This is a genomic window from Leeuwenhoekiella sp. W20_SRS_FM14 (assembly GCF_052119605.1).
Lineage (GTDB): Bacteria > Bacteroidota > Bacteroidia > Flavobacteriales > Flavobacteriaceae > Leeuwenhoekiella.
Genome location: NZ_JBGQOK010000004.1, coordinates 320,539 through 346,059, shown reverse-complemented (window position 1 = coordinate 346,059; position 25,521 = coordinate 320,539). Strand labels below are relative to the sequence as shown.

Annotated in this window: 18 protein-coding genes and 1 tRNA gene; 6 read left to right on the top strand and 13 right to left on the bottom strand. The window is 36.2% G+C overall.

Annotation, left to right across the window (positions count from 1 at the left end; all coding sequences use genetic code 11):
- Positions 1 to 29: 29 nt before the first annotated feature.
- The gene (locus tag ACEN25_RS09800; protein ID WP_441802749.1) at positions 30 to 3,332 is read left to right on the top strand and encodes a VCBS repeat-containing protein; all 3,303 of its coding nucleotides are present in this window, start codon (positions 30 to 32) and stop codon (positions 3,330 to 3,332) included.
- Between the two features lie 98 nt (positions 3,333 to 3,430).
- Here the strand turns inward: ACEN25_RS09800 and ACEN25_RS09795 are convergent, their stop codons facing one another.
- Both ACEN25_RS09795 and ACEN25_RS09790 read right to left on the bottom strand, forming a co-directional pair.
- The gene (locus ACEN25_RS09795) at positions 3,431 to 4,888 is read right to left on the bottom strand and encodes an MFS transporter (RefSeq protein ID WP_441802748.1); all 1,458 of its coding nucleotides are present in this window, start codon (positions 4,886 to 4,888) and stop codon (positions 3,431 to 3,433) included.
- A 293-nt stretch (positions 4,889 to 5,181) separates the two neighbouring features.
- Positions 5,182 to 9,312, bottom strand: a complete 4,131-nt coding sequence (locus tag ACEN25_RS09790; RefSeq protein ID WP_441802747.1) for a two-component regulator propeller domain-containing protein — start codon at positions 9,310 to 9,312, stop codon at positions 5,182 to 5,184.
- A 310-nt stretch (positions 9,313 to 9,622) separates the two neighbouring features.
- Between ACEN25_RS09790 and ACEN25_RS09785 the strand changes: the two genes are divergently transcribed.
- Positions 9,623 to 11,266 carry a GH35 family beta-galactosidase gene (locus ACEN25_RS09785; RefSeq protein WP_441802746.1) on the top strand — a complete coding sequence of 548 codons (1,644 nt, stop codon included), beginning with the start codon at positions 9,623 to 9,625 and terminating at the stop codon, positions 11,264 to 11,266.
- Between the two features lie 167 nt (positions 11,267 to 11,433).
- On the opposite strand, the gene ACEN25_RS09780 is transcribed toward ACEN25_RS09785, so the two are convergent.
- The 10 genes from ACEN25_RS09780 to ACEN25_RS09735 form a co-directional block, all read right to left on the bottom strand.
- Positions 11,434 to 11,814 carry a hypothetical protein gene (locus ACEN25_RS09780; protein ID WP_441802745.1) on the bottom strand — a complete coding sequence of 127 codons (381 nt, stop codon included), beginning with the start codon at positions 11,812 to 11,814 and terminating at the stop codon, positions 11,434 to 11,436.
- Between the two features lie 18 nt (positions 11,815 to 11,832).
- Complete coding sequence (locus ACEN25_RS09775) at positions 11,833 to 12,255, bottom strand: hypothetical protein (protein ID WP_441802744.1); 423 nt, start codon at positions 12,253 to 12,255, stop codon at positions 11,833 to 11,835.
- A 21-nt stretch (positions 12,256 to 12,276) separates the two neighbouring features.
- The gene (locus ACEN25_RS09770; protein WP_441802743.1) at positions 12,277 to 12,690 is read right to left on the bottom strand and encodes a GreA/GreB family elongation factor; all 414 of its coding nucleotides are present in this window, start codon (positions 12,688 to 12,690) and stop codon (positions 12,277 to 12,279) included.
- A 14-nt stretch (positions 12,691 to 12,704) separates the two neighbouring features.
- Positions 12,705 to 13,952, bottom strand: coding sequence for a Glu/Leu/Phe/Val family dehydrogenase (locus ACEN25_RS09765; protein ID WP_441802759.1), 1,248 nt, complete (start codon positions 13,950 to 13,952; stop codon positions 12,705 to 12,707).
- 75 nt (positions 13,953 to 14,027) lie between these two features.
- A complete protein-coding gene (locus tag ACEN25_RS09760; RefSeq protein WP_441802742.1) occupies positions 14,028 to 14,390 on the bottom strand; it encodes a hypothetical protein in 363 nt (120 codons plus the stop codon).
- A gap of 460 nt (positions 14,391 to 14,850) precedes the next feature.
- Positions 14,851 to 16,179: a sigma-54-dependent transcriptional regulator gene (locus ACEN25_RS09755; protein WP_441802741.1), complete on the bottom strand. Its 1,329-nt coding sequence runs from the start codon at positions 16,177 to 16,179 to the stop codon at positions 14,851 to 14,853.
- 5 nt (positions 16,180 to 16,184) lie between these two features.
- The gene (locus ACEN25_RS09750) at positions 16,185 to 17,261 is read right to left on the bottom strand and encodes a sensor histidine kinase (protein WP_441802740.1); all 1,077 of its coding nucleotides are present in this window, start codon (positions 17,259 to 17,261) and stop codon (positions 16,185 to 16,187) included.
- A 73-nt stretch (positions 17,262 to 17,334) separates the two neighbouring features.
- Positions 17,335 to 18,570 carry a Na+/H+ antiporter NhaA gene (gene nhaA, locus ACEN25_RS09745; RefSeq protein ID WP_441802758.1) on the bottom strand — a complete coding sequence of 412 codons (1,236 nt, stop codon included), beginning with the start codon at positions 18,568 to 18,570 and terminating at the stop codon, positions 17,335 to 17,337.
- 120 nt (positions 18,571 to 18,690) lie between these two features.
- Positions 18,691 to 19,302 carry a hypothetical protein gene (locus ACEN25_RS09740; protein WP_441802739.1) on the bottom strand — a complete coding sequence of 204 codons (612 nt, stop codon included), beginning with the start codon at positions 19,300 to 19,302 and terminating at the stop codon, positions 18,691 to 18,693.
- A gap of 275 nt (positions 19,303 to 19,577) precedes the next feature.
- Complete coding sequence (locus tag ACEN25_RS09735; protein WP_441802738.1) at positions 19,578 to 20,690, bottom strand: formylglycine-generating enzyme family protein; 1,113 nt, start codon at positions 20,688 to 20,690, stop codon at positions 19,578 to 19,580.
- A 165-nt stretch (positions 20,691 to 20,855) separates the two neighbouring features.
- Between ACEN25_RS09735 and ACEN25_RS09730 the strand changes: the two genes are divergently transcribed.
- Both ACEN25_RS09730 and ACEN25_RS09725 read left to right on the top strand, forming a co-directional pair.
- Complete coding sequence (locus ACEN25_RS09730) at positions 20,856 to 21,194, top strand: hypothetical protein (RefSeq protein WP_441802737.1); 339 nt, start codon at positions 20,856 to 20,858, stop codon at positions 21,192 to 21,194.
- Positions 21,195 to 21,230: 36 nt separating this feature from the next.
- A complete protein-coding gene (locus ACEN25_RS09725; protein ID WP_441802736.1) occupies positions 21,231 to 23,399 on the top strand; it encodes a TonB-dependent receptor in 2,169 nt (722 codons plus the stop codon).
- 217 nt (positions 23,400 to 23,616) lie between these two features.
- Here ACEN25_RS09725 and ACEN25_RS09720 read toward each other — a convergent pair.
- Positions 23,617 to 23,696 (bottom strand) — tRNA-Leu (locus tag ACEN25_RS09720).
- Between the two features lie 134 nt (positions 23,697 to 23,830).
- Here ACEN25_RS09720 and ACEN25_RS09715 point away from each other — a divergent pair.
- Both ACEN25_RS09715 and ACEN25_RS09710 read left to right on the top strand, forming a co-directional pair.
- On the top strand, positions 23,831 to 24,772 hold the full coding sequence (locus ACEN25_RS09715; RefSeq protein ID WP_028374449.1) for a ribose-phosphate pyrophosphokinase: 942 nt from the start codon (positions 23,831 to 23,833) through the stop codon (positions 24,770 to 24,772).
- Positions 24,773 to 24,798: 26 nt separating this feature from the next.
- On the top strand, positions 24,799 to 25,425 hold the full coding sequence (locus tag ACEN25_RS09710; protein WP_028377301.1) for a 50S ribosomal protein L25/general stress protein Ctc: 627 nt from the start codon (positions 24,799 to 24,801) through the stop codon (positions 25,423 to 25,425).
- Positions 25,426 to 25,521: the final 96 nt, after the last annotated feature.

Here is a 25,521-nt window from a genome sequence, read left to right as displayed (position 1 = left end):
AAGTTGTCATTTAATCTGTAAATTTCTTTATGCTTAGAATCACCTACTTCTTATCGTTGATGTTATTATTTTCCTGCACAGATAAACCTGCAGAATTAACCATGTTTGTAAAGATTCCCGCACATTTATCACATTTAGATTTTGAAAATACCCTTGTAGAAAATGAATTGTTCAATATTATGGATTATCAATATATGTACAATGGCGGCGGTGTGGGAGTAGCAGATTTTAATGGTGATGGTCTTCCCGATGTCTGTTTTACCGGTAATATGGTGAGTAGTAAAATTTACATCAACCAGGGGAATCTACGTTTTAAAGATATAACTGAAACCTCGGGCTTTATAACAGATAAATGGTGTACAGGTGTATCAATTGTAGATATCAATAATGACGGTAAACCAGATATACACATATCGACCGCGCACGATCTTAATTTAAAGGAATCTAAAAATTACTTCTACATCAATAAGACAGATGCAGACGGAATAGTAAAGTTTGAAAACCTTGCGGTAGAAATGAATCTAACAACTACGGGCTACGCCATACAGGCAGCCTGGTTAGATTATGACAAAGATGGCGACCTGGATATGTATCTGGCAACAAACTCAAATGAAAATTACCCTAAGAACAATCCGTTTGGACAGCGCAAAGATGGCACAGGTAACAGCACAGATCATTTGTTTCAAAATCAGGGGTTAAATGAAAACGGCATTCCGGTTTTTAAGGAAGTTTCTGCACAAGCCGGTATTCAAATTGAAGGATGGAGTCTGGGCCTTAAAGTGCTTGATATTAATCAGGATGGTTTCCCAGATATATATGTGGCAAATGATTTTATGTCTAACGATATCTTGTATGTTAATAATGGGGACGGAACATTTACAAATAAGATAGCAACGTATTTTAAGCATCAAAGCCATAATAGTATGGGCATAGATGCTGCAGATTTAAATAACGATGCCCTGTTAGATCTGGTAGTACTTGATATGCTCCCAGATGATAACGTACGTAAAAAGACCATGTTTTCAGAAATTCCTTATGATCGCTATAATACTGCCATAAAGTCTGGGTATCAGCCCCAATTTGTGCGTAATGTGTTGCAAATAAACACTGGAAACAACTTTAGTGATTTGGGCTATTTTTCTGGAATCGCGGCAACAGACTGGAGTTGGTCTCCTTTAATAGCAGATTTTGACAATAATGGCTATAAAGACATTTACATCACAAACGGCTACAAAAAAGACATTACAGATATGGATTTTGTCGATTTTAATAATTCGGCAAGTAGTTTTGAATCACGCGATAAGCACATTGAAAAATTACGCGCAGAATTGGCCAAAATGCCAGGTGTAAAAAAATCGAATTTCTATTTTCAAAATGAAGGGTCAAACAGGTTTTCAAATCAAACTAAAGCCTATGGCTTAGCATTACCCTCCTACTCTAACGGTGCTGTTTATGCAGATTTTGATTTAGACGGCGATCTGGATATGATTACAAATAACATAGATGAACCCGCTTTTCTATTTGAAAACACCACGTTCAAAAAGGAAACAACCGCACATAATTATTTAAAATTAAACTTTCAGGCAAATGGGCAAGATCTGGGAGTAAAGGTGTGGTTGTATGCTCATAACGGTGTTCAGTTTTCAGAATTGTATCCGCATCAGGGTTATTTATCCTCTTTTGAACCTTCGCTATATTTTGGTTTAGGCAAGTCGCAGCAAGCCGATTCTATACGCATTTTGTGGCCAGACAATACCACCATCCTCTTAACAAATATTGAGAAAAACCAGATACTTACACCCACAAAAGGAAAAAAATTTCTAGCAGATCAAAATACACAAAAGCCTAAATCTTCCTATTTAACGCTTTATGAAGTAAAAGGTTTAAACTTTAGACCTGAAGAAACTACGTTTAACGATTTTAAAAAGTGGCCGTTACTCTTTAGAGCACACAGTAAACCGGGCCCTGTCATAGTCACAGGAGATAGCAACGGTGACGGCATTGAAGATGTATTTGTAGGCGGATCGAAAAATCAAAGAAACCACCTCTATTTACAATCTAAAACAGGTGATTTTAAACTAAAAAAGGAAAACCTGGTCGCTTTAGATTCAATTTCTGAAGTTTCTGCAGCCTTGTTTTTTGACGCAGATGGTGACACGGATCTTGATCTTTATATCGCCTACGGAAGCTCTGAGAATTACTTTGACACCAGTCGTTATCAAGACAGGCTTTTTATAAATGATGGTACGGGTAACTTTACCTACTCCCCCAATAGCTTACCTAAGATAGAATTTCCAACCAATACGGTTGTACAAATTGATTATGATCAAGATGGTGATCTCGACCTCTTTGTAGGCGGCAGACTCAACCCCAATAACTACCCATATGCTCCGCGATCGTATCTTTTAGAAAACAACAATGGCATCTTTAAAGATGTTACTGCTTTAAAAGCGCCTGCACTTCTCAATCCGGGAATGGTGACGGGTGCTTCTGTACAGGATCTCAACGCAGATGGCACTGCAGATCTGGTTCTCGTTGGCGAATGGATGCCTATACAGGTCTATTACTCTAAAAATGGTAAACTCATACCAGACACCTCAGCAAATGGTTTAGCTAACACAAATGGCTGGTGGAACTGCATAAAATCTGGAGATTTTGATGGGGACGGAGATCTGGATTTTGTTGTAGGCAATTGGGGACTTAATAACCCGTTTAAAGCTTCGGTAGAAGAACCGCTGCGTATTTATGCTAAAGATTATGATTCTAATGGAAGCATTGAGCCCATTATGACGCACTATATGCAGCACAAAGAATATATTATGCAGCCCAGAAACACGCTTATAAGTCAGATACCTATGATACGTAAACGTACAGGCTCCTATAAAATGTACGGCAGCTCAACCTTTCAGCAACTCTTTGGAAGTGTAAAATTTACTTCCGAAGAAATTTTAAATACATATATGTTACAATCTATATATATAGAAAATCTTGGCGACGGAACTTTTAAGTATACCGCTCTTCCTGATGAAGCGCAATGGGCTCCTATTTTTGATTTTGAGTTTATAGATATAAATGCAGATAAAAAACCTGATATTCTCGCAGTAGGAAATTATATAGATACTGAAGTATTAACGGGACAATACGATGCAGGAAATGGTTTATGCCTTATAAATAGAGGACATAATACCTTTACAGCTGCAAATGCTACAGAAAGTGGTTTTTATGTACCTGAAGAAGCCCGAAAAATCGTAAAACTGAAAACTGAAGATTCTAAAGATATATACATTGTGAGTCTTCAAAATGCTCCTTTAAAACTATTTAAAACCCGGTAGAACTTGCAATACTGCCACTCAATAAAAACCCTGAAGCTACTAAAAACACATTATACACGTGATTTTTAGTAAGTTTAGGGAATAGCATTTATTCTAAACTATTTAATTCTACGCTGTTTCAAGTCGGTTTCTATTTGAGTTTCTGCTTTTTTATTAATCTCGTAGAAAAACAACAAGCCTATACCTATTAAAAAAGGTATTGAAGGATAAATACTCACCAGCAAACGGGTTCCCTGTATAGCACTTTCGGGCTGTATAAGCGCTTCTCCTGCTACCGCAGCTTCTTTAGTGATATAGTTATATAAACCTAAAATCCACGTGACTAAAGCACTCCCAATACTCAACCCTCCTTTTAAACCTACCATCATTGCCGAAAATATAATAGCGGTTGCTCTTCGATTATTTTTCCATTCAGAATAATCTGCAACATCTGCAATCATTGCCCAAAGTAAGGGTATGGTTAACCCATAAAAGAATCCGTGTAGGATTTGGGAGAGAAATATTAAGCCTACAGACTCTTTTGAAAAAAAGTAAAACGCAATTATAAAAAGTGTTGATAAAAATAAAGCCACACCAAAAACATCTCGTTTTCCGTATTTATCTGCAAAGCGTTTTGAGAAGGTAATCCCCACAATCATAAAGATAATACCGCCGGCATTAAATAGACCAAAGCCCGCAGAGACCGGGTTTTCCCCAAAAAAATTAATTCCTATAGAATTTAAAAAATCGAGTATAGGCTGTATAAACGTAGTAAGCGCATTTGGGTCTACATAATTTTTAAAGTAATAGACATACGAACCCCCTTTCATTGCAAGTGTTATAAAAACTAACGTAGTAAGCACCAGCATTATCACCCAAGGGCGATTTTTGAATAAATCACCCAGGTCTTCCTTAATACTTGACTTTTGATCTACAGATGGTATAATACGCTCTTTTGTGGTTAAAAAAGTAATGATGAGCATTATGGTACCTATTATAGCAAGCCATGTCATTACAATCTCAATGCCTACGGCTTTATCGCCATCTCCTGCAGATTCAATGATAGGCAGCATAAATACCTGAACAAAAAACTGAGCAAACATAACTGCCACAAAACGATAGGCAGATAAACTGTTGCGTTCTCCCATATCTCCCGTAATCACCCCGCTAAGTGCGGAATAAGGAAGATTATTAGAAGCATATAAGAGTAATAATAATGTGTAGGTTACAACCGCATAAACCACTTTACCTTTATACTCAAAATCTGGAGTTGTAAAGGCTAAAAGCGCTACAATACCCAAAGGTACTGCCGTCCAGATAATCCACGGTCTAAATTTACCATACTTCGATTTTGTACGATCTGCCAAAGCCCCTATTACTGGGTTGAAACCAAATGCAGCCACCAGTCCTACAGTAAGAATAATTGCTGAAGCATCATTTGCTTTTAAACCGTAGATATCTGTATAAAAATAGGCCAGGTAGGTCATTAGGGTTTGAAAAACCAAATTTGCTGAAAGATCGCCCAGGCTGTAGCCTATTTTTTCCTTGATCGATAATTTTTGTGAATGGGTGCTCATGAAATATGTGGTAGGGTATTTATTAGTTTAAAAGGAGCTTATTTTACATGAATTTGAATCAACACATTTTGTAATACAAACAAACTAGAAAACGTTTTACGCAAATACATCGTTTGCGTAATTAACCGGTTTAGTCTAGATGTTTCCATTATTAATTTTAGCGATTAGGTGTTCAAAAAACACGTGTTGTTAGATCTCTAAAATTCGCCCAATTAAAATCTACCCAATACTAACTATGAAGCACTTGTTGAAACATTTGTGGCTAAATGCAGCAAATACGCGATCTACGAGCTCTATTTAAGCTCAGTAGGTAAAATCCCAAAATGAGCCTTAAAACATTTAGTAAAATACGAAGGGGACGAGAAACCCACTTTAAAACAAACCTCACTTATTGAAGCATTACCACTTTCGATGAGTTCTTTTGCTTTTTCAAGGCGTATTTTTCTCAAGAATTCATTAGCAGAATTACCGGTAAGAGCTTTAATTTTTCGATACAACTGACTTCTACTTAAATTCAGCTCTTCGGCCAGATTTTCTACCGTAAGGTTTTCATCAGAAATATTTGTAGTGATATACTCCAGCACTTTTGTGATAAATTTCTTGTCGAGCTGTGAGGTGTTTTCGGGAATCATGACATTATTAGAATCCTTTAGATATTTATTAAAAAGTACCTGACGACTCAAAATAATCTGACGTAATTGTGCCTTTAAAATTTTCATGTCAAAGGGCTTGTTGAGGTATACATCTGCACCGGCATCTATACCGGTTACCCAATCTTCAGTCATTGCCTTTGCCGTTAACATTATTAGTGGAATGTGACTGGTTTTTAAATCGGCTTTGAGCTGTGCGCAAAAAGCAAAGCCATCTAATTCGGGCATTACCACATCTGTAATGATTAAATCGGGTATCTTCTTCGAAGCAAGAGCTAAACCTTCGGTACCGTTAGAAGCTTCCAGAATAAAATATTCTGAAGAGAGTTCGTTTTTTAGATAATTGCGCAACTCTGCATTATCTTCAACAATAAGCAAACTTTTTAAATCGCTGTCTTTTAATAATTCTGAAACCGAATCCCTTTGAATCATATTATTTTGTGGCACAGTAGCACTTTCCTGCGGAACCAAAAACAGTTCATTTGCACTAAAGTGCGCATAGCCTAACGGGAAAAACAATTTAAACTTGGTCCCTACACCTTCTTCACTTTCTACTTCAATTTTACCTTTAAGAAGGTCTATAAAATTTTTAACCACCTCGAGACCTATACCTGTACCGCCGTAGTACTGACTGTTCATTTTTTCAACTTGATAAAACCGCTCAAAAATTTTATCTACTTCTTCTTTTTTAATACCCAGGCCAGTATCCTCAACCTGTATTTCTAAAGCAGAAACGGGTTCGTTCTCATCTACTAGCGGGAGTATTATTTTTTGATTACACCTGTACACACTTACTGAAATGCTACCAGAATCTGGTGTGATTTTAAAGGCATTTGACAATAAATTGAATAAAATTTTCTCAAGCATAGAAGGGTCGCTCCACAGATTTACATCAACCTCATCGGTCTCTACGCTCAGTGCTATATTTTTAAGTGAAGCTTCTTCTTCAAAATGAGAAGTGATTTCTTTAACAAAAGCTCCTGCATCTAATTTTGAAGCTTTTACCGAAAATTTATTGATCTCGAGCTTTCTAAAATCCATAAGCTCGTCTATAAGGCGCTTGAGACGGTTTGTATTTTTATGAATGATTGCAAGCTTATCGGTAACGGGTTTGGGCATTTTTGAAAAACCCCCATCTATAATATCTTCTAACGGATTTAAAATAAGTGTGAGGGGCGTTCTAAACTCGTGCGAGATGTTTGTGAAAAACTGAAGCTTTCTATCATTTAATACTTCTTCCTGTATTCTTCTGTCCCGTTCTGAAGCTATTGCGCGTTTTTCGGCAACCCGTTGTTTTACGAGATTGTATATAAAAAACGAAATGATAAGCAGTGCAAATAAATATGCCCCAATAGCTGTATTTGTAGACCACCACGGGCGTAAAACTTTTATGTTTAATGTCTGCGGAATTTCATCCCAAACACCATCATTATTAGCGGCTTTTACTTTAAACACATAATCACCGGGAGGAAGATTTGTGTATGTAGCGCTTCTGCTTTGACCTACATAATTCCATTTCTCATCAAAGCCTTCTAGATAATATGCATATTGATTTTTTTCAGATCGTGTAAAACTAATTCCTGCATATTCTATTGTAAATACAGATTGCGCACTGGTGAGTGTGATTGCCTCTGTTTGTGAAATAACTTTCTTTAAAGGAGCATCTTCACTATTAGGAATAACAGATTTATTAAAGAGTTTGAAGTCTGTAAAATAAACCTGCGGACTATAATCGTTAAAACTTATGTTCTTAGGATTTAAATAATTTATACCCTCATAACTACCAAAATATAAATAGCCATTCTCGTCTTTAAATGATGCATTATAATTAAAATCATTGGCCAGGAGACCATCTTGCTTATCAAAATTCTTAAACGTTTTTGAGGCGGTATTAAATTGCGTTAGACCGTTGTTTCCACCTACCCAAATATTACCCAGATCGTCTTCTAATATAGAAGCAATCGTCTCTTGACCCAGGCCATCTTCTCTAGTAAACCATGTAAATGTATTTTCAGCAGGATTGTATTTACACAAGCCGGCTCCTATGGTACCTGCCCAGATGATACCTTTAGAATCTTCAAATAGCGAAACGATGATATCTACCTCTGTTCTGTTTACTAGATTTTGACGCATTTTCTCTTTAAAAGAAATTGCACGCATACTGCCGTCAGGAAGTTGTTCTACTTCGTAAAGACCACTGGTAGTACCCAGCCAAACCGCATCTTTTTTATCTACTAAAACAGTACGCACATCGCGCTGGCTTGCCAGGGGATTCGTAAATAACTGGTCGTTAACGTGAGTGAATTTTTTAGTTTGTGGGCTGTATGAATGCAAGCCCATGAGAAATGTTCCTATCCAGATAGTGCCTTTTGAGTCTTCTGCAAAACTCATAATACGGTTTGATTTTAAACCGCCATCAGTATTAGAGACATTGTATTGTATAAATGCCGAAGCATTTTCTGGCAGATAGAAAATCCCCGAATTCCAGGTGCCCACCCAAATTGTATTTTTACTGTCTATAAATAGTGTGACAATATCGCGGGCATCAAGATTTTTTGCTATAGGGTTGTTAGGATCTGTAAGGTGTGTGATATTTTTACTTGCCGTGTTATACACATCAACACCACCGCCGTCTATCCCTATCCAGATATTTCCTTTTTTATCGTTAATTATACCGGTTACCGAAGCACCGTGCAGCGAATTATTAACGTATGGCAGGCTTTCTATATCTTTAAATTTATCATAGAATTTATCGTAAACAGCCAATCCTTGATTGTAATATCCTATCCATATACGGCCTTGCGTGTCTACAAACAAAGACCAAATAGAATTTGATTTTATGCTTCCGGTATCAAATTTATTATGTCTGTAATTTTTATAAACCTGATCATTTTTATCAATAACAAAGAGTCCGTCATTTTCAGTTCCGCAGAGCATTTTACCATCTGGAGCCTGTGCTATAGCAAGAATACGTTTATCACTTATTTCATAACGTAATGTGGTATAATTTCCTCGCGCATCAAAGCTTATTTTAAATAATCCGTTTGCAAAGGTTCCCAACCATAAAGCACCGGTATTATCAAAATACAAGGTTTCAATATGGTGTGATATAAGTTTATCATCTTGTTCATATTGAGCTAATACCGGTTCTACAATGGTACCCGTATATTTAAAAAGCCCTTTATTTGTACCTATGTATAAATCTCCGTGTGTACTATTTACAATGCTGTTAACTTCTAGCGAATTAATTCCTGAAAACCGCACGGGCACCTGATATCCTTTTAATGTTTTTGGGTTTACTTTAAAAAGCCCGTGATAATGCGAGCCTATTAACAAATTGCCATTTGCATCTTCCTGTATCGCCCTAATTTGAATATTTGAAACCTCTAGTGAGTCTACATAAAGCTTAACTTCTTTAAAATTATCAAAATCTCGATTATACAGATTTAACCCATAGTTTGTACCTGCCCACAGGCGATTTGCCTTATCTATAAAAAGTTTATGTATAAGTGAACTACCTAAAGAGTTGCTATCATTAAAATTCTGCTTGTACGATGTTAAGTCGGCACCATTATATCTATTTATGCCTACGCCATTTGTACCAAACCAAATAAAACCCAGACTATCCTGAACAATTGTAGAAACAGCTCGTTGTGTATTTCCGTTTGCAATATTTAAAAAACGGTACTCTTCTCCTACTTCCTGAGCAAATAGACTACTTTGTAGTAGTAAACTAAAAATAACTGCTATCTTGAAAGACACTCTAATCTTCATAATTCTTTAAAACGAAAAGGTACAGGTTAATTCTATTTTGACGCGTATAGGGAGTTCGTTAATTTAAAAAAAGAAAAATATCTTTTTAAAAAAATGGAAGAACTTCAGCTTTAAATTTTAGACCACATATTAGATTAATTTCAATATAAATAGAAAAAAATAACAGATTTATAAATGCACCATATGTACTAGCAAGAGCAACATATATGCTAGAAACTACCGGTTTTAACCAGGATATTTGAGCTCTAGAGAAATTAATATCATAGATAAATCTATTTTAAAATATTACCTGCATAAACTTTAAACTCCTATGAAGAATAGAATTAAAACATATATTCAAACCCTGCTCTTATTAATCATAGCTGTATTTACAACAACTGCACAAGTACAAGAATCATCAATTCCGCATCTTAGAAAACAAGGTAATGCCACTCAACTTATTGTAGAAGGGAAGCCTTTTTTAATATTGGGAGGAGAACTGGGCAATTCTACGTTTACCAGTCTTGAAAATATGGCACCTGTATGGCCCAAGTTGAAAGCACTCAATCTCAATACTGTTTTAGCTCCCGTTTACTGGGAATTATTAGAACCGGAAGAAGGAAAGTTTAAGTTTCAGCTTTTAGATGATTTACTAAAAGAAGCTCGTAAAAACGAACTCAAAGTGGTGTTGCTTTGGTTTGGTTCCTGGAAAAATAGTATGTCTAGTCATGCTCCATCCTGGGTAAAAACCAATCAGGAAAAATTTCCGCGAGCAAAAGATGATAACGGAATTAGCCAGGAATTACTTTCCCCATTTAGCTCGGCAAATTTAAATGCAGATCGCGCTGCGTTTAAAGCATTAATGCTGCATTTAAAAGAGTTTGATTCAAAAGAACAAACTGTAATTATGGTACAGCCCGAAAATGAAATAGGAATGCTACCCGCTGCACGAGATCACAGCAAAGAAGCTAATCTCAAATTTGAAATGGCAGTTCCGCAAGCTCTTATAACTTATATGCAGAAACACAAAGAGAATCTTGTGCCAGAACTTTATAGCGCGTGGGAACAACAGGGCTTTAAAACAAAAGGAAATTGGGAAGAACTCTTTGGTAAAGGAGAACACACCGATGAGTTTTTTATGGCCTGGTATTTTTCTGAATTTACAAATGCGGTTATTACAGCCGGTAAAGATGCCTATGCGCTCCCTATGTTTGTTAATGCTGCTTTAAATTACAAAGGTCGTAAACCGGGTGAATACCCTAGTGCCGGCCCTCTGCCGCATTTAATGGATATCTGGAAAGCTGCGGGATCTAAAATAGATTTTATGGCTCCCGATTTTTACAATCCAGATTTTAAATATTGGAATGATTTATATGTAAGACAGGGAGACCCTTTATTTATTCCTGAGCATCGCTATGATAATACCATTGCCGGGAAAGCTGCTTTTGCAATAGGTCACTATGAGGCAATAGGTTTTTCACCATTTGCAATAGAATCTGCTGAAAATCCCGAAAATCAACCCTTATCTAAAATGTATAATTTACTGCGACAATTAACACCAATTCTAATGGCTAATCAGGGTCAAAATAAAATTGAAGGTGTCTTGCTTGATAAAGAAAATGAAGGGAGTGTAATTACTCTGGGAGATTATGAATTTACATTTAACCACAGTTACAAATTAGGTTGGGAAGATGCCGCTAAAAATGAAAATTGGGATATGGCAGGAGCACTCATTGTACAAACCGGAGCGCATGAGTTTTATATAGCAGGAAACGGAATCTATGTAACCTTTAAAAATCTCAAAAATCCAGATTTACATGTGGGCATTTTAAAAGTAGATGAAGGAGTTTTTGAGAATGATAACTGGAAAATAATACGCCATTTAAATGGTGATCAGACGCATCAGGGCAGGCATTTGCGCATCTTTAAAGAAGATTATAAAATACAGCGTTTAGAGCTTTATAATTATAAATAAAAGTAGATTTCAATTAAAATATATACGTCACCATCTTATTAAACAAAAAAAGAAAGCCAAAAAATAGTACACATAAAATAATAACCTGCAGATAAAATTTAAAATGGTTTGTTTTCATCTGTTTTAAAATTTAAGTGAGTTATAAACTTCTTGTGTCTCTATACGTGTTATCTTATTTCTAACGAAATAAGGCGCTCATAAATGATGTTTTGTAGCGCTTTAAACTCTCTAAAATGATTTGTAAACTGATTGCGTTGCATATCTTGCTCGTGATTCCAATCTAAATTGTAAATCCCAGAGCCGTATTCTTTTTCTTTTTGAAGCCTCTGCTCCTGTCTAAATAAAGCAGCAAGAAATAACGTATTTTTTCTTCTGAATGCGAGCAGGTTATAATTTAAAGAATTGTTTTTTAATAGTTTTTTTTCGATAGCAGTTAATTGGTTTATCTCTACAGTGAGCTGCTCTAGTTGCATCATCCAGAAATTCAATTCTTTAATATCTTTATTAAAAAGTTGAATTGTTAAAAAATAGTCTTGAGGTTTATTCATTAGTATACAGCCAGAATCTTACTTCATTCCCGCTTGAATGTTGTTTTTAAGTTGAATATTTGATTGCAGGTTTAAACTATTAAAAAAACTGCATTTTAATTTTGTGCATTGTTCAGCATGATAGTTAAATAATCGTCTTAGCTGCTCGTGCTGGCGTTGATAATAAATTTCACAATCCATATCATCGCATTCTCTATTATCTTCAACCTGATTTACATATTTATAATAAATATTAAGCTGTGAGCTTGTTTCTGCTTTCTTATCAACTATCTTTTGAATTAAGCTTGAGTCTATAGTATGATTATGTTCAACGAGATTAACGAGTGTTTCAAACTCCAGATTTAGATTTTCTAATAGCTTAATCCAGGTATACAGTTCTGCGCGTGTATTCTTCTGAAAAAGATCAAACTCGTTATCGTGATTATAAGTTCTCATATTCATAATAAATAATTTACTCAACTATTATAAAACAGTAGTATCTATAGAAGTGTCTTGCTGCAAAACAGCTTTAATAAGTAAACGTTTAGAACCATCTGGGAAATCGCCTAAGACTTCATCTCCTTCAGAGAAACCCATTAATGCAGCACCTAAAGGTGACATAACAGAAATGCGTTTTTTTAAGAGATTACTTTGCGCAGGAGGCACTATGTATAAATCGTGTGTTTGCTCGCTGCTCTCAACCGTAACTTTACTATTAAACCGAACCACATCTGCGGGGACATCTATATCCTCGCAGATCATGGCCAGTTGTAATTCTTCGTTCAATTTATGTATTGAATCGCGTATAATAGGGTCGTCTAAATGATAGGAGATATTCATAATACGCTTTAAAAGAACGTATTCTTTCTTCTCTAAAATTAAGCTTCCGTATTTCAAAACAGGTATTTCAATTATGGGAAAATCCCGCGTTGCACATATGCTTTTTCAATACGCTCTATCGCTAAAATGTACGCAGCAGAACGCATATCTATATTACGCTCTTCTGCAGCATTGCATACATCGTGAAAGTTTGCTCCCAGTTTTTTATCTAATTTTTCAATAACCTCATCAAGCTTCCAAAGCTCTCCGTTACGGTTTTGAAGCCACTCAAAATAACTGGTTATAACCCCGCCAGAATTGCATAAAATATCAGGAATGATGGTCACACCTTTTTTAAGTAGAATTTTTTCTCCCTCTACATTTGTTGGTCCATTGGCACCTTCAGCTATAAGAGTTGCTTTAATATCTGCGGCATTATCTTCGGTGATTTGATTTCCTAATGCTGCCGGAATAATAAGATCACAGTCTATACCAAAGAAAGTGTCTTTCTCAATTTCGCTAGCACCCGGAAAATTCTGAACACCGCCTTCATTAGCATTAATATGGGTAAACAGCTCTGCTACTCCTATACCTTCTGCCTTATAAATACTTGCAAAAGCATCTTGAACACCTACCATAAGAGCACCTTCCTGCTCCATAAAATAAGCGGCCCAGTATCCTACATTTCCAAAGCCCTGTACAATATATTTTTTGCCCTTAAGCGGCATATTGTTTTTTTCTGCCCAGAGTTTGATACATAAATAAACACCATATCCTGTTGCACGATCGCGGCCTTCAAGACCACCAGAACCTACCGGCTTACCAGTAACAACGTGTTGATGCGTAGAACGCTCAGACGGACTTTTTGTAGACATGTATGTATCTGCAATCCACGCCATCGTTTGCGCTCCTGTGTTAACATCTGGCGCAGGTATGTCATGTTCAGGTCCTATGTTTTCACCTAATGCATACGTAAACCTACGGGTAATACGTTCTAATTCAGATTGAGAATACAGTTTAGGATTTATTTGAATACCTCCTTTTGCACCCCCGTATGGTAAACCAGCCAATGATGTTTTCCAGGTCATCCACATAGCTAAAGCCTTTGCAGCATCAATATCTACGGTATCGTGGTAACGCAGGCCGCCTTTATAAGGTCCTAAAGCATTATTGTGTTGTACACGATAACCTGTAAAAATTTCGACATCACCATTATCCATCTTTACCGGAAAATGTATGATAATCTCATTGTTAGTTACGCTAAGAATCCTGCGTATGTTAGGATTTAAATTGATAATATCTGCCGCAGTGTTAAACTGCTCCAGAACATTTTCTACCATCCCCGTTGCATTAGATTTTGAAGGACGATTTACAACTACCGTTGTATTTTTTTCTAGACTTGTCATATAAATTTATTATTTCAAGGTTACTTCACCAGTTGATAAAGCACCCTTCAAATTTATGCTAACTGCACTAACTGCATTAAAAAACTTTGATCCATCTGCGAGTTTAACGTCAATTTTAGAAATACAGCCTTCTTTATGTTGTACACCTGTTATTTCTACCTCTTTATTATTTAATTTTTTGTAGTCTACGATGCCTCCACGTTTAATTATGAAGTTTTTCTTCGGAAAATTTATATGTTGAAAGGTCGTATTTGTATCACCAGAAATTTTTAGAACATCACCTACTTTCAAATCTGGAGTATCACATTGCTTTTGTGCCTGAAGACTTAATGAACCAAAAGCGATTAGCATTGTAAATAAAATAGTTTTCATAGTACTATGTTTTAAGTTTAGTAATTATTTTTTTTGTTGTTGTGTTTGTATTAAATGTGAATTAATGAGCGTATCTGAAAAGTCGTATTCGCTGCAAGACCATACCTGATCTTTTTGCATTGTTAGCACACACGTATGCACGTGTCTGCAACTGGGGCAAATGTTAAATGAATTGATTTTCATAGTATATAACTTTAACTATACTGCTAAGGGCAATACTAATGCCAATACCGCATTAATAAAGCAGGACAAATCTCAACATCCTTATATTTAGACACTTATAGTGTCGTGCGTTATTTTTTTCGATTTAAGAAATAGGAAAAGTTTACCCAAGTGGGTAAGGATTGACCAGCTGGTGTATGTAGCACCAATTAATGGTTTTAAAATTTTAATCGTTAAATAAGAAATCCCGTCCTTTACTTGTCTGTGCTGCTTGTACCTTAGCAATGCAATTTGATAGTTAATCTTTAAGTTTTTCGCGAAGTGTTTTGCGGGTAATTTGAAGAATTTCTGCTGCTTTGGTCTTGTTGTTACCTGTAGCTCTAAGTACTTTTAATATATAATTCTTTTCCATTGCAGCTAAAGTAGTTAAAGCCTCTTCCGGAAAATCTAAAACATATTTCAAGTGATCTGGTAAATGTGTTACCTTAATATTCTTGTCACACATTATAACAGCTCGTTGTATTACATTTTCTAACTCTCTAATATTACCGGGCCATTGATAGCGCTTTAAAACGTCTACAGCTTCTCTATCTATTTTTATAAACCGGTCTTTGTATTCAATCCCGTATTTAAAGAGAAATTTTTCTACAAGCAAGGGTATATCTGCTACACGTTCGCGTAATGGCGCAACATTTATCTCTACCACACTAAGCCTGTAATACAAATCTTCTCTAAAAGTTTGTTTTTTAATCATTTCGTGTAGATCACTGTTTGTTGCTGCAATCACACGTAAATCTATTTTTTCTGGGATCTGCGATCCTATACGTACTACTTCTTTTTCCTGTAAAACACGTAGTAATCGCACCTGTACTGCAAGCGAAGCATTGCCTATTTCATCTAAAAAAAGCGTACCACCCTGAGCCGCTTGAAAAGCTCCTTTTCTATTTTTATCTGCTCCTGTAAAAGCTCCTTTTGTATACCCAAAAAGTTCTGCTTCAAGTAAATTTTCAGGAATACCCCCACAATTAACTGCAATAAATGGTGCCGCAGCAAACTTTCCGCTGTAGTGAATTGCCCGCGCCACCAGTTCTTTACCAGTACCACTTTCACCCGTAACCAGAACTGTAGCTTTGTTGTTTTTTACACGATCAATAATCTGCAGAACCTCGCTTATTTTTTCGGAGGCACCTATTATTTCATTAAACGCAGTATCATTATTTTTTGAACGCTGAATTGGTTCAACACTCTCTTTTAAATCTTTAGGGATTGCTTTTTCAATAGCATTTTTTAATTCGTCTTTAGTAAAGGGTTTAGTAAGATACTCGAGTACGCCAGATTTAATCGCTGCAAGCGAGTCTTGAACCGAAGGATAGCCGGTAACTATTAACTTAGGAATCTGTGGGTAATGCTCAGAAACAAATTTTATAAGTTCGAAGCCATCTATTTGAGGCATTTTTAAGTCTGTAATCAACAAATCTACTTGAGTATCGCTTAAAATACTCACGGCCTCTTTAACCGAAACTGCCCTGTAGGTATGATAATCCCAAGAGTTTAAATGCCGCTGCAATAGCTCTAAGATATTGAGATCATCATCAACAATAAGAATATTCTCTTTACGTAATTGCATCTCGTTTATTTAGGTAAGCTTACTATAAATGTAGCGCCTTTATCACTATTGTTTTCTGCACTAATAGTTCCCTGATGGCTTGCTACAATGCCATGTACCACGCTAAGTCCTAAACCAGAACCTTCTCCCGTAGGTTTTGTGGTAAAAAACGGCTGAAAAACTTTTTCTAAAGCGTCTTCAGTCAAACCGGGACCTTCATCAATGATTTTTAAAACAATTGTATTTGAATCTTCGTGGACTTCAACGGTAACTAATCCTTCTTCTGGAGTAAAGTATATAGCATTTATAATAAGGTTAAAAATAATTTGCGTGATTTGCACAGTATCTGCCCGCAAAAACATTTCCTCTTCCTGTATTTTTACTATGTATTTTACCCGCTCTTTTTTAAAGGTAGCGTCAAGCAGATTAATAGCATCATTAATATGAGGTACGATGTTTATCTTCTTTTTTTCCTGAGGCATAGCACAGGCAAAAAACATGAGTTTCTTTACCACCTCTCTAGAAAAAATAGCGTTTTTAATAATCTTATCTAAATCTGCTACTGTTTCTTTATCATCTTCAAAATTATCTTTAAGTAGTTCTGAAAAACCTAAAATATTAGCCAATGGTGTATTGAGCTCATGAGCAATACCCGCAGTAAGTTCGCCTAAAATTGATAGGCGGTCTGCACGCTCCATCTGTTGTTTAAGGAAGGTCTCACTACGTTTAATTGCAACCCGCTCTAGAAAATCTCCAATTTTAAGTGCAATATTGTCTATGAGCTGCTGCTCTTCCGCAAGAAAAAGCAACTCTTTTTTATTAAGACCTACCTGCAGAATACCTTCTTCTTTGTTGAATAAATTTATTGAAGCTTTTAAAAAATTGTCTGTTTTAAAATCGCCCGTTTTTGTGCTGGTCTCCCCCTGTTGAATTTTAATCTCGGTAAATTCAGGATACTGAAAAGCCCGCTTTAAACACAAGCTAATAGCTCTAAAAGTCTCTTCCTGCTCCTCAGGATTTGCATTTACCAGAATTGAAGAAACTTCATAAAGGCAGGTAAGTTCTTTAATACGTTCTCTTAATGCATCTTCGGGACTATTCATAAATTTAAATATGTTACCATAATTACCCTAAATACTGAAAACTTCAAGCTGTAAAATTACGCTTGCTTTCAGATTACTCACCACGTTTAAACCTCAATATCAAATATCCTAAAATCGCTGCAATTAACGAACCTATAAGTATGCCCATTTTTGCAGATAAGTTGTAAATAGGATCACTCGCAAAAGCTAAATTAGAAACAAAAATTGCCATCGTAAAACCTATACCTGCCAGAAAAGATGTTCCAATAATATGCTGCAGCGTAATATCTTTAGGAACTACAATAAGTCTCATTTTTTGTGCTAAAACTACAATTGCCGTGATGCCTAAACTTTTACCTAAAACAAGACAAACAATTATATTTATTATCAACATGGTGTCTAGATCTACATCATTTGACAAGGTTATCCCTGCATTAGCAAGTGCAAATATTGGAATTATTAAATAGGCTACCCAGCCATGTAAATTGTGCTCCATATGCTGCAATGGAGATTGATATCTACTCGTCCAATCTTGTAAATCATCTATTTCTTGTATTTGCTCCTTACTTAAAATAGGTTTCTTAGATATAGCTGCCTCTTTAATATTGGTGGTAATAGCTATTAGATTTTCTATAAATGCCGGTGTGTTTATGGTTTGTCGTATAGGTACTGAAAATGCCAGTAACACGCCTGCAAGTGTAGGGTGAATGCCCGACTTGAGAAACAATACCCAAATTATAATCCCAAACGTAATTAAAACAAATTTTGAATAATACCGCTTGTACGAGAGTAAATACAACATCCCTAAGAGTGCAACAGCAATACTTAAAAGTATGAGATTAATAGTCCCACTATAGAAAAAAGCAATCACCAGCACTGCTCCCAGATCATCTACGATGGCAAAAGCCGTTAGAAATATTTTGAGACTAAGCGGTACTTTTTTTTTACTTAATGTATTTAAAATAGCAAGAGAAAAAGCAATATCTGTTGCCATAGGTATTCCCCAACCTTTATAAGTTTCTCCATTGTTATTTAGTACCAAGAAAAACACAACCGGTATCAGCATTCCGCCTACTGCACCAAAGAGTGGAAAAGCCATTTTTTTTAATGAATTTAATTCTCCTATGAGAACCTCGCGCTTTATTTCTAACCCTATCAAAAAGAAGAAAATAGTCATAAAACCATCATTTACCCAAAGAATTAATGGTTTATAGAGCTCAAAACTTTCCATCTTAACACCTATCTTATAATCCCACAAGGCAGCATAACTTGCCCCTAGGGGTGAATTTGCCCACAATAAAGCGGTAAATGTTGCGAGTAAAAGTAATATTCCTCCTGAACTTTCAATTTTTACAAATTTTTAAATGGAGTAATGCGTAGTATTTTTTTTTCCATAGAGAATTTTTAAAGGATAATTAGTACTGCCCCAGGTTGTGCAAGATGCATCCTACTAACGGCTTTTCTTTACCCTATAAAAGAGAATAAATTGTATAGCTATTCCGGTTATAATAAGAAATAGGATTTCTAAATTAGAAAGGAGCTCACTAAAATCTAAAGACTTTTGAGCATTAAAGGTAAGATCTCTACTCTCTCTAATTTGAATTTCAGAAAGTTCTTTAAGATTTACCTGCATTGCTTCAAGCGTTTGAGAAATTTTGCCTTTAAGCACTACTGTATCTTTTACCGGTTGAGAATATTGAGATTCTAATTGAATTAATCGATCAAAGTTCGCCTGTAATTTATCGAGATTTCGTGCTTCGGCAACAGTAAGCTTAGTCTCTTTAAAATTTAAAAGAAGTGTGCGTATATTCTCATTTTCTTTAAGTCGTTGCAGCTTAACAAGACTATCTTTTAGAGCCAAACGCTTATAAAATAAAGCATTAGATATTGAGAATATATAATCCTGTACTACAACTCGATCATTATAAACTTCTTTAACTGAGTTTTGAGCGACTTCAAAATGTTTTCGATCTATACGATTAGTAGCCAGTACCAATAAAAAAACAATGGAAAGGGCGAGAATGGCGTTTACGCGTTTTGATATCGATATTTTTTTAAACATACTTGGCTGTACTTAAGGTTTGTATTTCTTTGAATATGAACCTGCAAAGACTTTTCCAAATCAAAATGAAACAAAACTGAAAATCTATAACCGCCTAAATACCTGTATTTTACGCAAAAAGGAACAGATTAGAATGTGTTATATCAATGGATTTATTTTTCCCGATAGGGTAATTATTACCCATAACAAATTATATAGCAATAAAATAAGCTGATACACAAAAATCTAAAAAAGGAACAAAGCGTAACCCAGACAAGAAAGATTCTAAAATTTTCCTATTTCAACATAGCGAGATCAACCACAGTTCTAAAACCGGTATGGTCTGAAGAAGAATTTAAGCTTTGCCCCATACGGGCAGAAATGCGATAGCTCGCACAATAAGACTTATCACATAAAAACGAACCTCCTTTAATCACCTTCTCCTGTTGATAAGGATTTTCAGGATTAAATGATTTTTTTGGTCCTTGTGGATTGAGTGACTTTTTGTTATTATTTATATCCTGATAATAACGCACTGAAAACCAGTCTTGGGTCATCTCCCAAACGTTACCTGACATATCGTAAATACCAAGTGAGTTAGACTCAAAAGAAGCTACCGGTGCTGCATATGCAAAACCATCTTCTTGCATATTTTTATTAGGGAAATCACCTTGCCATGTATTTGCCTTAGTAGTTAATTCTTTCTCATCATTTCCCCAGGTATAAATACCACCATGCATTTTTCCATGGGCAGCGGCTTCCCATTCGGTTTCGGTAGGCAGTCTCCTATTTGCCCATTGGCAATAAGCAAGAGCATCTTTATAGGTAATGTGAACAACAGGATAATTTTCTTTTCCCTTAATCGAACTTTCTGGTCCCTGAGGGTGCTGCCAATTAGCTCCTATTTTCCATACCCACCATTGTATATAATTACGCAAATCTATTACCTGCTTAACGTTACGATTAAATATTAAAGAGCCAGGCTGTAGTAGGCTGTCTTCTGGCTTTGGAGTTCCTGCCGGTAATTCTTTTTTTAATTCCTCCCATTCAATAGGCCGTTCTGCTACAGTAACATAACCCGTTGCATCAACAAAATCTTTAAATTGAGCGTTTGTAACTTCGGTCTTATCTATAAAAAAACCATCTACAACTACAGGATGTGCGGGTTTTTCGCGCGGTAAAGCCAGTAGATCAGTAGCTGTTGCTCCCTGAGTAAACTGTATCCCCGAAACCCAGACCATTCCGTCTGGTGTAGCAATACTATCTGGTTGTGCTATAATTCGTGGCGCTATTTCTAAAGCTGCATTTTCTGTAATAGTTTTTATAGGGTGCTTCTCTCTACACCCCGTTGCTTGCGTGCATAAAACTATCGACATCAATAAGACGGAAAGATATTTTTTTAAGATCATAACCTTACTAATTATATTGAATCTAATCTTCCTCATACCCAGGCAAACGGTTCTCTGGTAAAAGTAACCACGTAAGTACTTCTAATAAAGTTTTTGCTGTTAATTGTAAATTTACAGAAGCCCAATAGCACTTATTCAAATCTAAAAAATACTACTTTTGTAGCGATGAGAATATTGATTCTGACCCTTTCTGTTATCACGCTTTTTTCTTCGGTTTTTCCGTGCTGTTTTACAGAGCGTTTTTGCGATTCTGCACCTTTAGAAATTTGTGATGACACCTCACAGCGTGATCACGATGCTGATCATTTACCCTGCTCTCCATTTTTTAGCTGCGGAAACTGTACCGGTTTTATTAGCCCTAGTTTTGATCATATTTCATTTATACAAGAATCTATTTTAACTTCTAAGATCGTATCCTATAAAAGTCTGAACACCTATAACTTCTGTTCACCTTCCTTTAAGCCTCCTAAGGCTAGGTATAGAAATTCTTCCGATTTCGCTTAAGCGAAAAACAAATTTTATAATCAAAACATTTACAAATTGAAACATCTCGTTTTAATGTTGTGGCTATTAGCATGCACAACAACCTGGGCTCAAAATTCATTTGAAGCCACTATACAAGAATCTGAAAACAACGAACCGCTTTATGGCGTTTCCGTATTCATTAAAACTTTAAATAAAGGTGCGGTAACTAATACGCAAGGTCTCGTACATTTAAAGAATATACCAGACGGCACACACACTATAGAAATTAGCTATGTAGGTTTTAAAACCTTAAGAATTACACGAAATTTTCCTTTAGATAATCAATATTTAAATGAAACAATCCTACTTCAGGAATCTCACGAAGAAATGGACGAAATTATTTTGACCTCTACACGAAGTTCAAGAACTTTTCAAGATACTCCTTCCCGTCTAGAATTTATTGCCGGTGAAGAATTAGCCGAGAAAGGAAACATGAAACCTGGTGATATTAGAATGCTACTTAATGAAAGTACCGGAATACAAACGCAGCAAACCTCTGCAACCAGTTACAACTCGAGTATTAGAATACAAGGTTTAGACGGTAAGTACACCCAGTTAATACGTGATGGTCTTCCGTTATATTCGGGTTACTCAGGCGGATTAAGCCTAATGCAAATCGCACCCTTAGACCTTAAGCAGGTCGAAGTAATTAAAGGTTCGTCTTCAACATTATATGGCGGCGGAGCGATTGCAGGTCTGGTTAACCTAATTTCAAAAACACCTCAAGAAGAACGAGAGTTAAGTTTTATGGCCAATGCCACATCAGCATTAGGTTTAGATTTGAGCGGTTTTTATTCTGAAAAATATGGCAAAACCGGAACCACAGTTTTTGCTTCCTACAATACCGCTACTCCTTATGATCCGGCAGATATAGGCCTTACAGCGATTCCTAAATACGATCGTTTTACCTTAAATCCCAAGCTCTTTTTGTATTTAAATGAAGAAACTAATTTAAATATAGGCTTCAATTTTGTTACTGAAAATCGCTTGGGCGGATCGATAGATTTTATAAAAGAAGATCGCGATGCGGGTTATTTTGAACGCAATAGTACAGACCGTTTTTCGACACAACTGCTAGGGTCACATAGCTTCTCGAGTACCCTGTCACTGGTAGTCAAAAACAGCATTAGTTTTTTTGATCGAAAAATTGAAATCCCTGAATATACATTTGCAGGAAAGCAAACCTCCTCATTTTCAGAAATAAACCTAACCGCAATTGAGGAGAAGACCGAGTGGGTTGCCGGTATTAATTTATGGACAGAAAATTTCAAACAATATGAGGGAAATCCCAATCAGGATTTAAGTTTTACAAATTATACCTTCGGAATGTTTGCCCAAAATATATGGGATATTAAAGAAAATTTGACGCTTGAAACCGGCTTGCGAGGTGACTATCAAAGTGATTACGGGTTTTATATACTTCCCCGATTTTCTGTAATGTACAAACCTTCAACTCAACTTACCTTAAGAGCCGGTGGAGGTTTAGGTTATAAAACACCCACCGTTTTTACAGAAGATGTAGAGCGCTTGCAGTTTCAGAATATATTACCTATAGATGTTGATGAAACCAGTGCAGAGCAATCTGTGGGATTAAATTTAGATGCTAATTACAAATGGTCTATCACAGAGGATCTGAATCTATCTACAAATATTCTGCTGTTCTATACACAAATTAACGATCCCCTATTGCTAACCAGAACATCGGGTTCTTCGTTTGAATTTACTCAACCAGATGGTGCAATAGATACAAAAGGAATAGAAGCAAACTTGCGTTTGAGTTATCACGATTTAAAATTATTTGTAGGCTATACATTAGCTAATGTAAACCAGGAGTATAGCGGTGAGCGCGAGCAATATCCTCTAGTAGCTACCCACCGACTAAATAATGTGTTGATGTATGAAAAACACGAAAATTTCTGGATAGGTCTCGAAGGGTACTACTATAGTCCGCAACAATTAAATGACGGTGCTACCGGTGATGCATACTGGATTGTAGGTATAATGACCGAAAAAAAGTTAGGAGATAAATTTTCGCTATTTCTAAATTTTGAAAACCTACTAGACACACGTCAAACCAGATTTGATACGATTTACACAGGAAGCATTGATGATCCTCAATTTAGAGATATTTATGCACCTGTAGATGGGTTTGTAATTAATGGAGGCTTTAAGCTAAAATTATAGCACTTATCTGTACTATAACTTATAACAAATCCGCATATCGTTACTAAACGATATGCGGATTTATTGTTTAGGTCCTGAATGATTCTACTAAAGACGGTCTATCCAGTTATCTTTAAAATATTGTATTGGAATAGCTCCTTCAAAATAGTAATTAAATGAGTTTTTATACTACTTAACAAAAATCAATAAAAAAGCCCAACATTTCTGTTGAGCTTTGTACCCCGGGCGGGAATCGAACCCGCACTCGTAAGAACTGGGTTTTGAATCCAGCGCGTCTACCAATTCCGCCACCGAGGCATTGTACGTGCCAAAATTAATAAAAAATAAGGTTCTTTCACTAAAATTTATCATCAAATAAAACTCTACAACCCAATTAAATTTATACTTTTGCAGCCTCTTATAAATTTAGCTAATCTAATCATAAGATACAGATGCCTTTACAAGAACCCGAAGCAAAAATTTTTCCCTGTACTCAAAGCAGGGCCTTAGCTGAAAAAATAGCTGAAGCTTACGGGCAACCGCTAGGTAAGATTATCACATCAACCTACAGTGACGGTGAATTTCAACCTTCTTTTGAAGAATCTGTAAGAGGATCACGAGTATTTATCATAGGCTCCACAATGCCCAGCAGTGAAAACCTGATGGAAATGTTGCTTATGCTCGATGCCGCAAAACGTGCTTCTGCTCGTCATATCACGGCTGTACTCCCCTATTTTGGGTGGGCACGCCAGGATAGAAAAGACAAACCCAGAGTACCTATTGCCGCAAAACTAGTCGCTAATTTATTAGAGACTGCAGGAGCTACACGCATCATAACGATGGATTTACACGCAGATCAAATACAAGGCTTTTTTGAACGCCCGGTTGATCACTTATTTGCATCTACAGTATTCTTGCCGTACTTACGCTCTTTAAATTTACCTAACCTAACGATAGCTTCACCAGATATGGGTGGTTCTAAAAGAGCCTACGCCTATTCTAAAGCTCTTGATTGTGATGTGGTAATTTGCTACAAACAACGTGAGAAAGCTAATGTAATTAGCTATATGGAACTCATAGGTGATGTAAAAGGTCGTAATGTCATTTTAGTTGATGACATGGTAGACACCGCCGGTACACTTACAAAAGCTGCCGATCTAATGATGGAACGTGGCGCATTAAGTGTACGTGCAATATGTACACATGCCCTACTAAGCGGCGATGCTTATGAGCGTTTAGAAAAAAGTAAATTAGAAGAACTTATCGTAACCGATAGTATTCCTCCACGTAGAGAAAGCAATAAAGTACGCATCGTAACATGCGCAGACTTATTTGCAGATGTAATGCACCGTGTGCACAATAACACGTCTATTGCATCAAAATTTATAATGTAATTTATTAATACTTAATATATAATTAAATGAAGTCAATCACGATCACAGGATCTAAAAGAGAAAGCGTGGGCAAGAAAGCTGCAAAAGCCCTACGTAATGCTGGACAGGTTCCTTGCGTATTATACGGAGGGGATGAGCCAGTACACTTTAACGCACCAGAATTAGCGTTTAAAAGCTTGGTTTATACTCCAGATGCGCATACCGCGACTTTGGAGCTTGACGGAACTACCTATATGGCAATCCTTCAGGACATTCAATTTCACCCGGTAACAGATCGCATACTTCACGTAGATTTTTACCAGATTTTTGAAGGTAAAGAAGTTACAATGACTATCCCTGTACACTACGAAGGTAACTCTAGAGGTGTACGTAATGGTGGTGTTTTACGTAAAACATTCCGTACGTTACGTGTTAAAGCATTGCCTAAAAACCTTCCTGATTTTGTTGTTGCAGATATTACCAAACTTAAAATTGGTGATAAATTGTACATTACTGAAATCGAACAAGGAGACTGGAAATATCTTCACCCAGACAATACTGTTGTTTGTCAGGTTAGAACTTCTCGTAATGTTGTTGCCGATATGGATGACGAGGATGAAGAAGAAACTGAAACTACAGAAGCAACTGAACAAGCTGCTAATCCTGAAGCATAGGTTTAATCAAAAAACCATAACAAAAACACCCGCTATCGTGGGTGTTTTTTTATGCGCAAACTTCAAGAGCAAATTAAAGACCGTAATTTTCTGATA

Bases quoted from the DNA above. Each gene is read 5' to 3' on its own strand.
- ACEN25_RS09800 (WP_441802749.1), top strand. From the start codon at position 30: ATGCTTAGAATCACCTACTTCTTATCGTTGATGTTATTATTTTCCTGC.
- ACEN25_RS09795 (WP_441802748.1), bottom strand. From the start codon at position 4,888: ATGAGCACCCATTCACAAAAATTATCGATCAAGGAAAAAATAGGCTAC.
- ACEN25_RS09790 (WP_441802747.1), bottom strand. From the start codon at position 9,312: ATGAAGATTAGAGTGTCTTTCAAGATAGCAGTTATTTTTAGTTTACTA.
- ACEN25_RS09785 (WP_441802746.1), top strand. From the start codon at position 9,623: ATGAAGAATAGAATTAAAACATATATTCAAACCCTGCTCTTATTAATC.
- ACEN25_RS09780 (WP_441802745.1), bottom strand. From the start codon at position 11,814: ATGAATAAACCTCAAGACTATTTTTTAACAATTCAACTTTTTAATAAA.
- ACEN25_RS09775 (WP_441802744.1), bottom strand. From the start codon at position 12,255: ATGAATATGAGAACTTATAATCACGATAACGAGTTTGATCTTTTTCAG.
- ACEN25_RS09765 (WP_441802759.1), bottom strand. From the start codon at position 13,952: ATGGTAGAAAATGTTCTGGAGCAGTTTAACACTGCGGCAGATATTATC.
- ACEN25_RS09760 (WP_441802742.1), bottom strand. From the start codon at position 14,390: ATGAAAACTATTTTATTTACAATGCTAATCGCTTTTGGTTCATTAAGT.
- ACEN25_RS09755 (WP_441802741.1), bottom strand. From the start codon at position 16,179: ATGCAATTACGTAAAGAGAATATTCTTATTGTTGATGATGATCTCAAT.
- ACEN25_RS09750 (WP_441802740.1), bottom strand. From the start codon at position 17,261: ATGAATAGTCCCGAAGATGCATTAAGAGAACGTATTAAAGAACTTACC.
- ACEN25_RS09740 (WP_441802739.1), bottom strand. From the start codon at position 19,302: ATGTTTAAAAAAATATCGATATCAAAACGCGTAAACGCCATTCTCGCC.
- ACEN25_RS09735 (WP_441802738.1), bottom strand. From the start codon at position 20,690: ATGATCTTAAAAAAATATCTTTCCGTCTTATTGATGTCGATAGTTTTA.
- ACEN25_RS09730 (WP_441802737.1), top strand. From the start codon at position 20,856: ATGAGAATATTGATTCTGACCCTTTCTGTTATCACGCTTTTTTCTTCG.
- ACEN25_RS09715 (WP_028374449.1), top strand. From the start codon at position 23,831: ATGCCTTTACAAGAACCCGAAGCAAAAATTTTTCCCTGTACTCAAAGC.
- ACEN25_RS09710 (WP_028377301.1), top strand. From the start codon at position 24,799: ATGAAGTCAATCACGATCACAGGATCTAAAAGAGAAAGCGTGGGCAAG.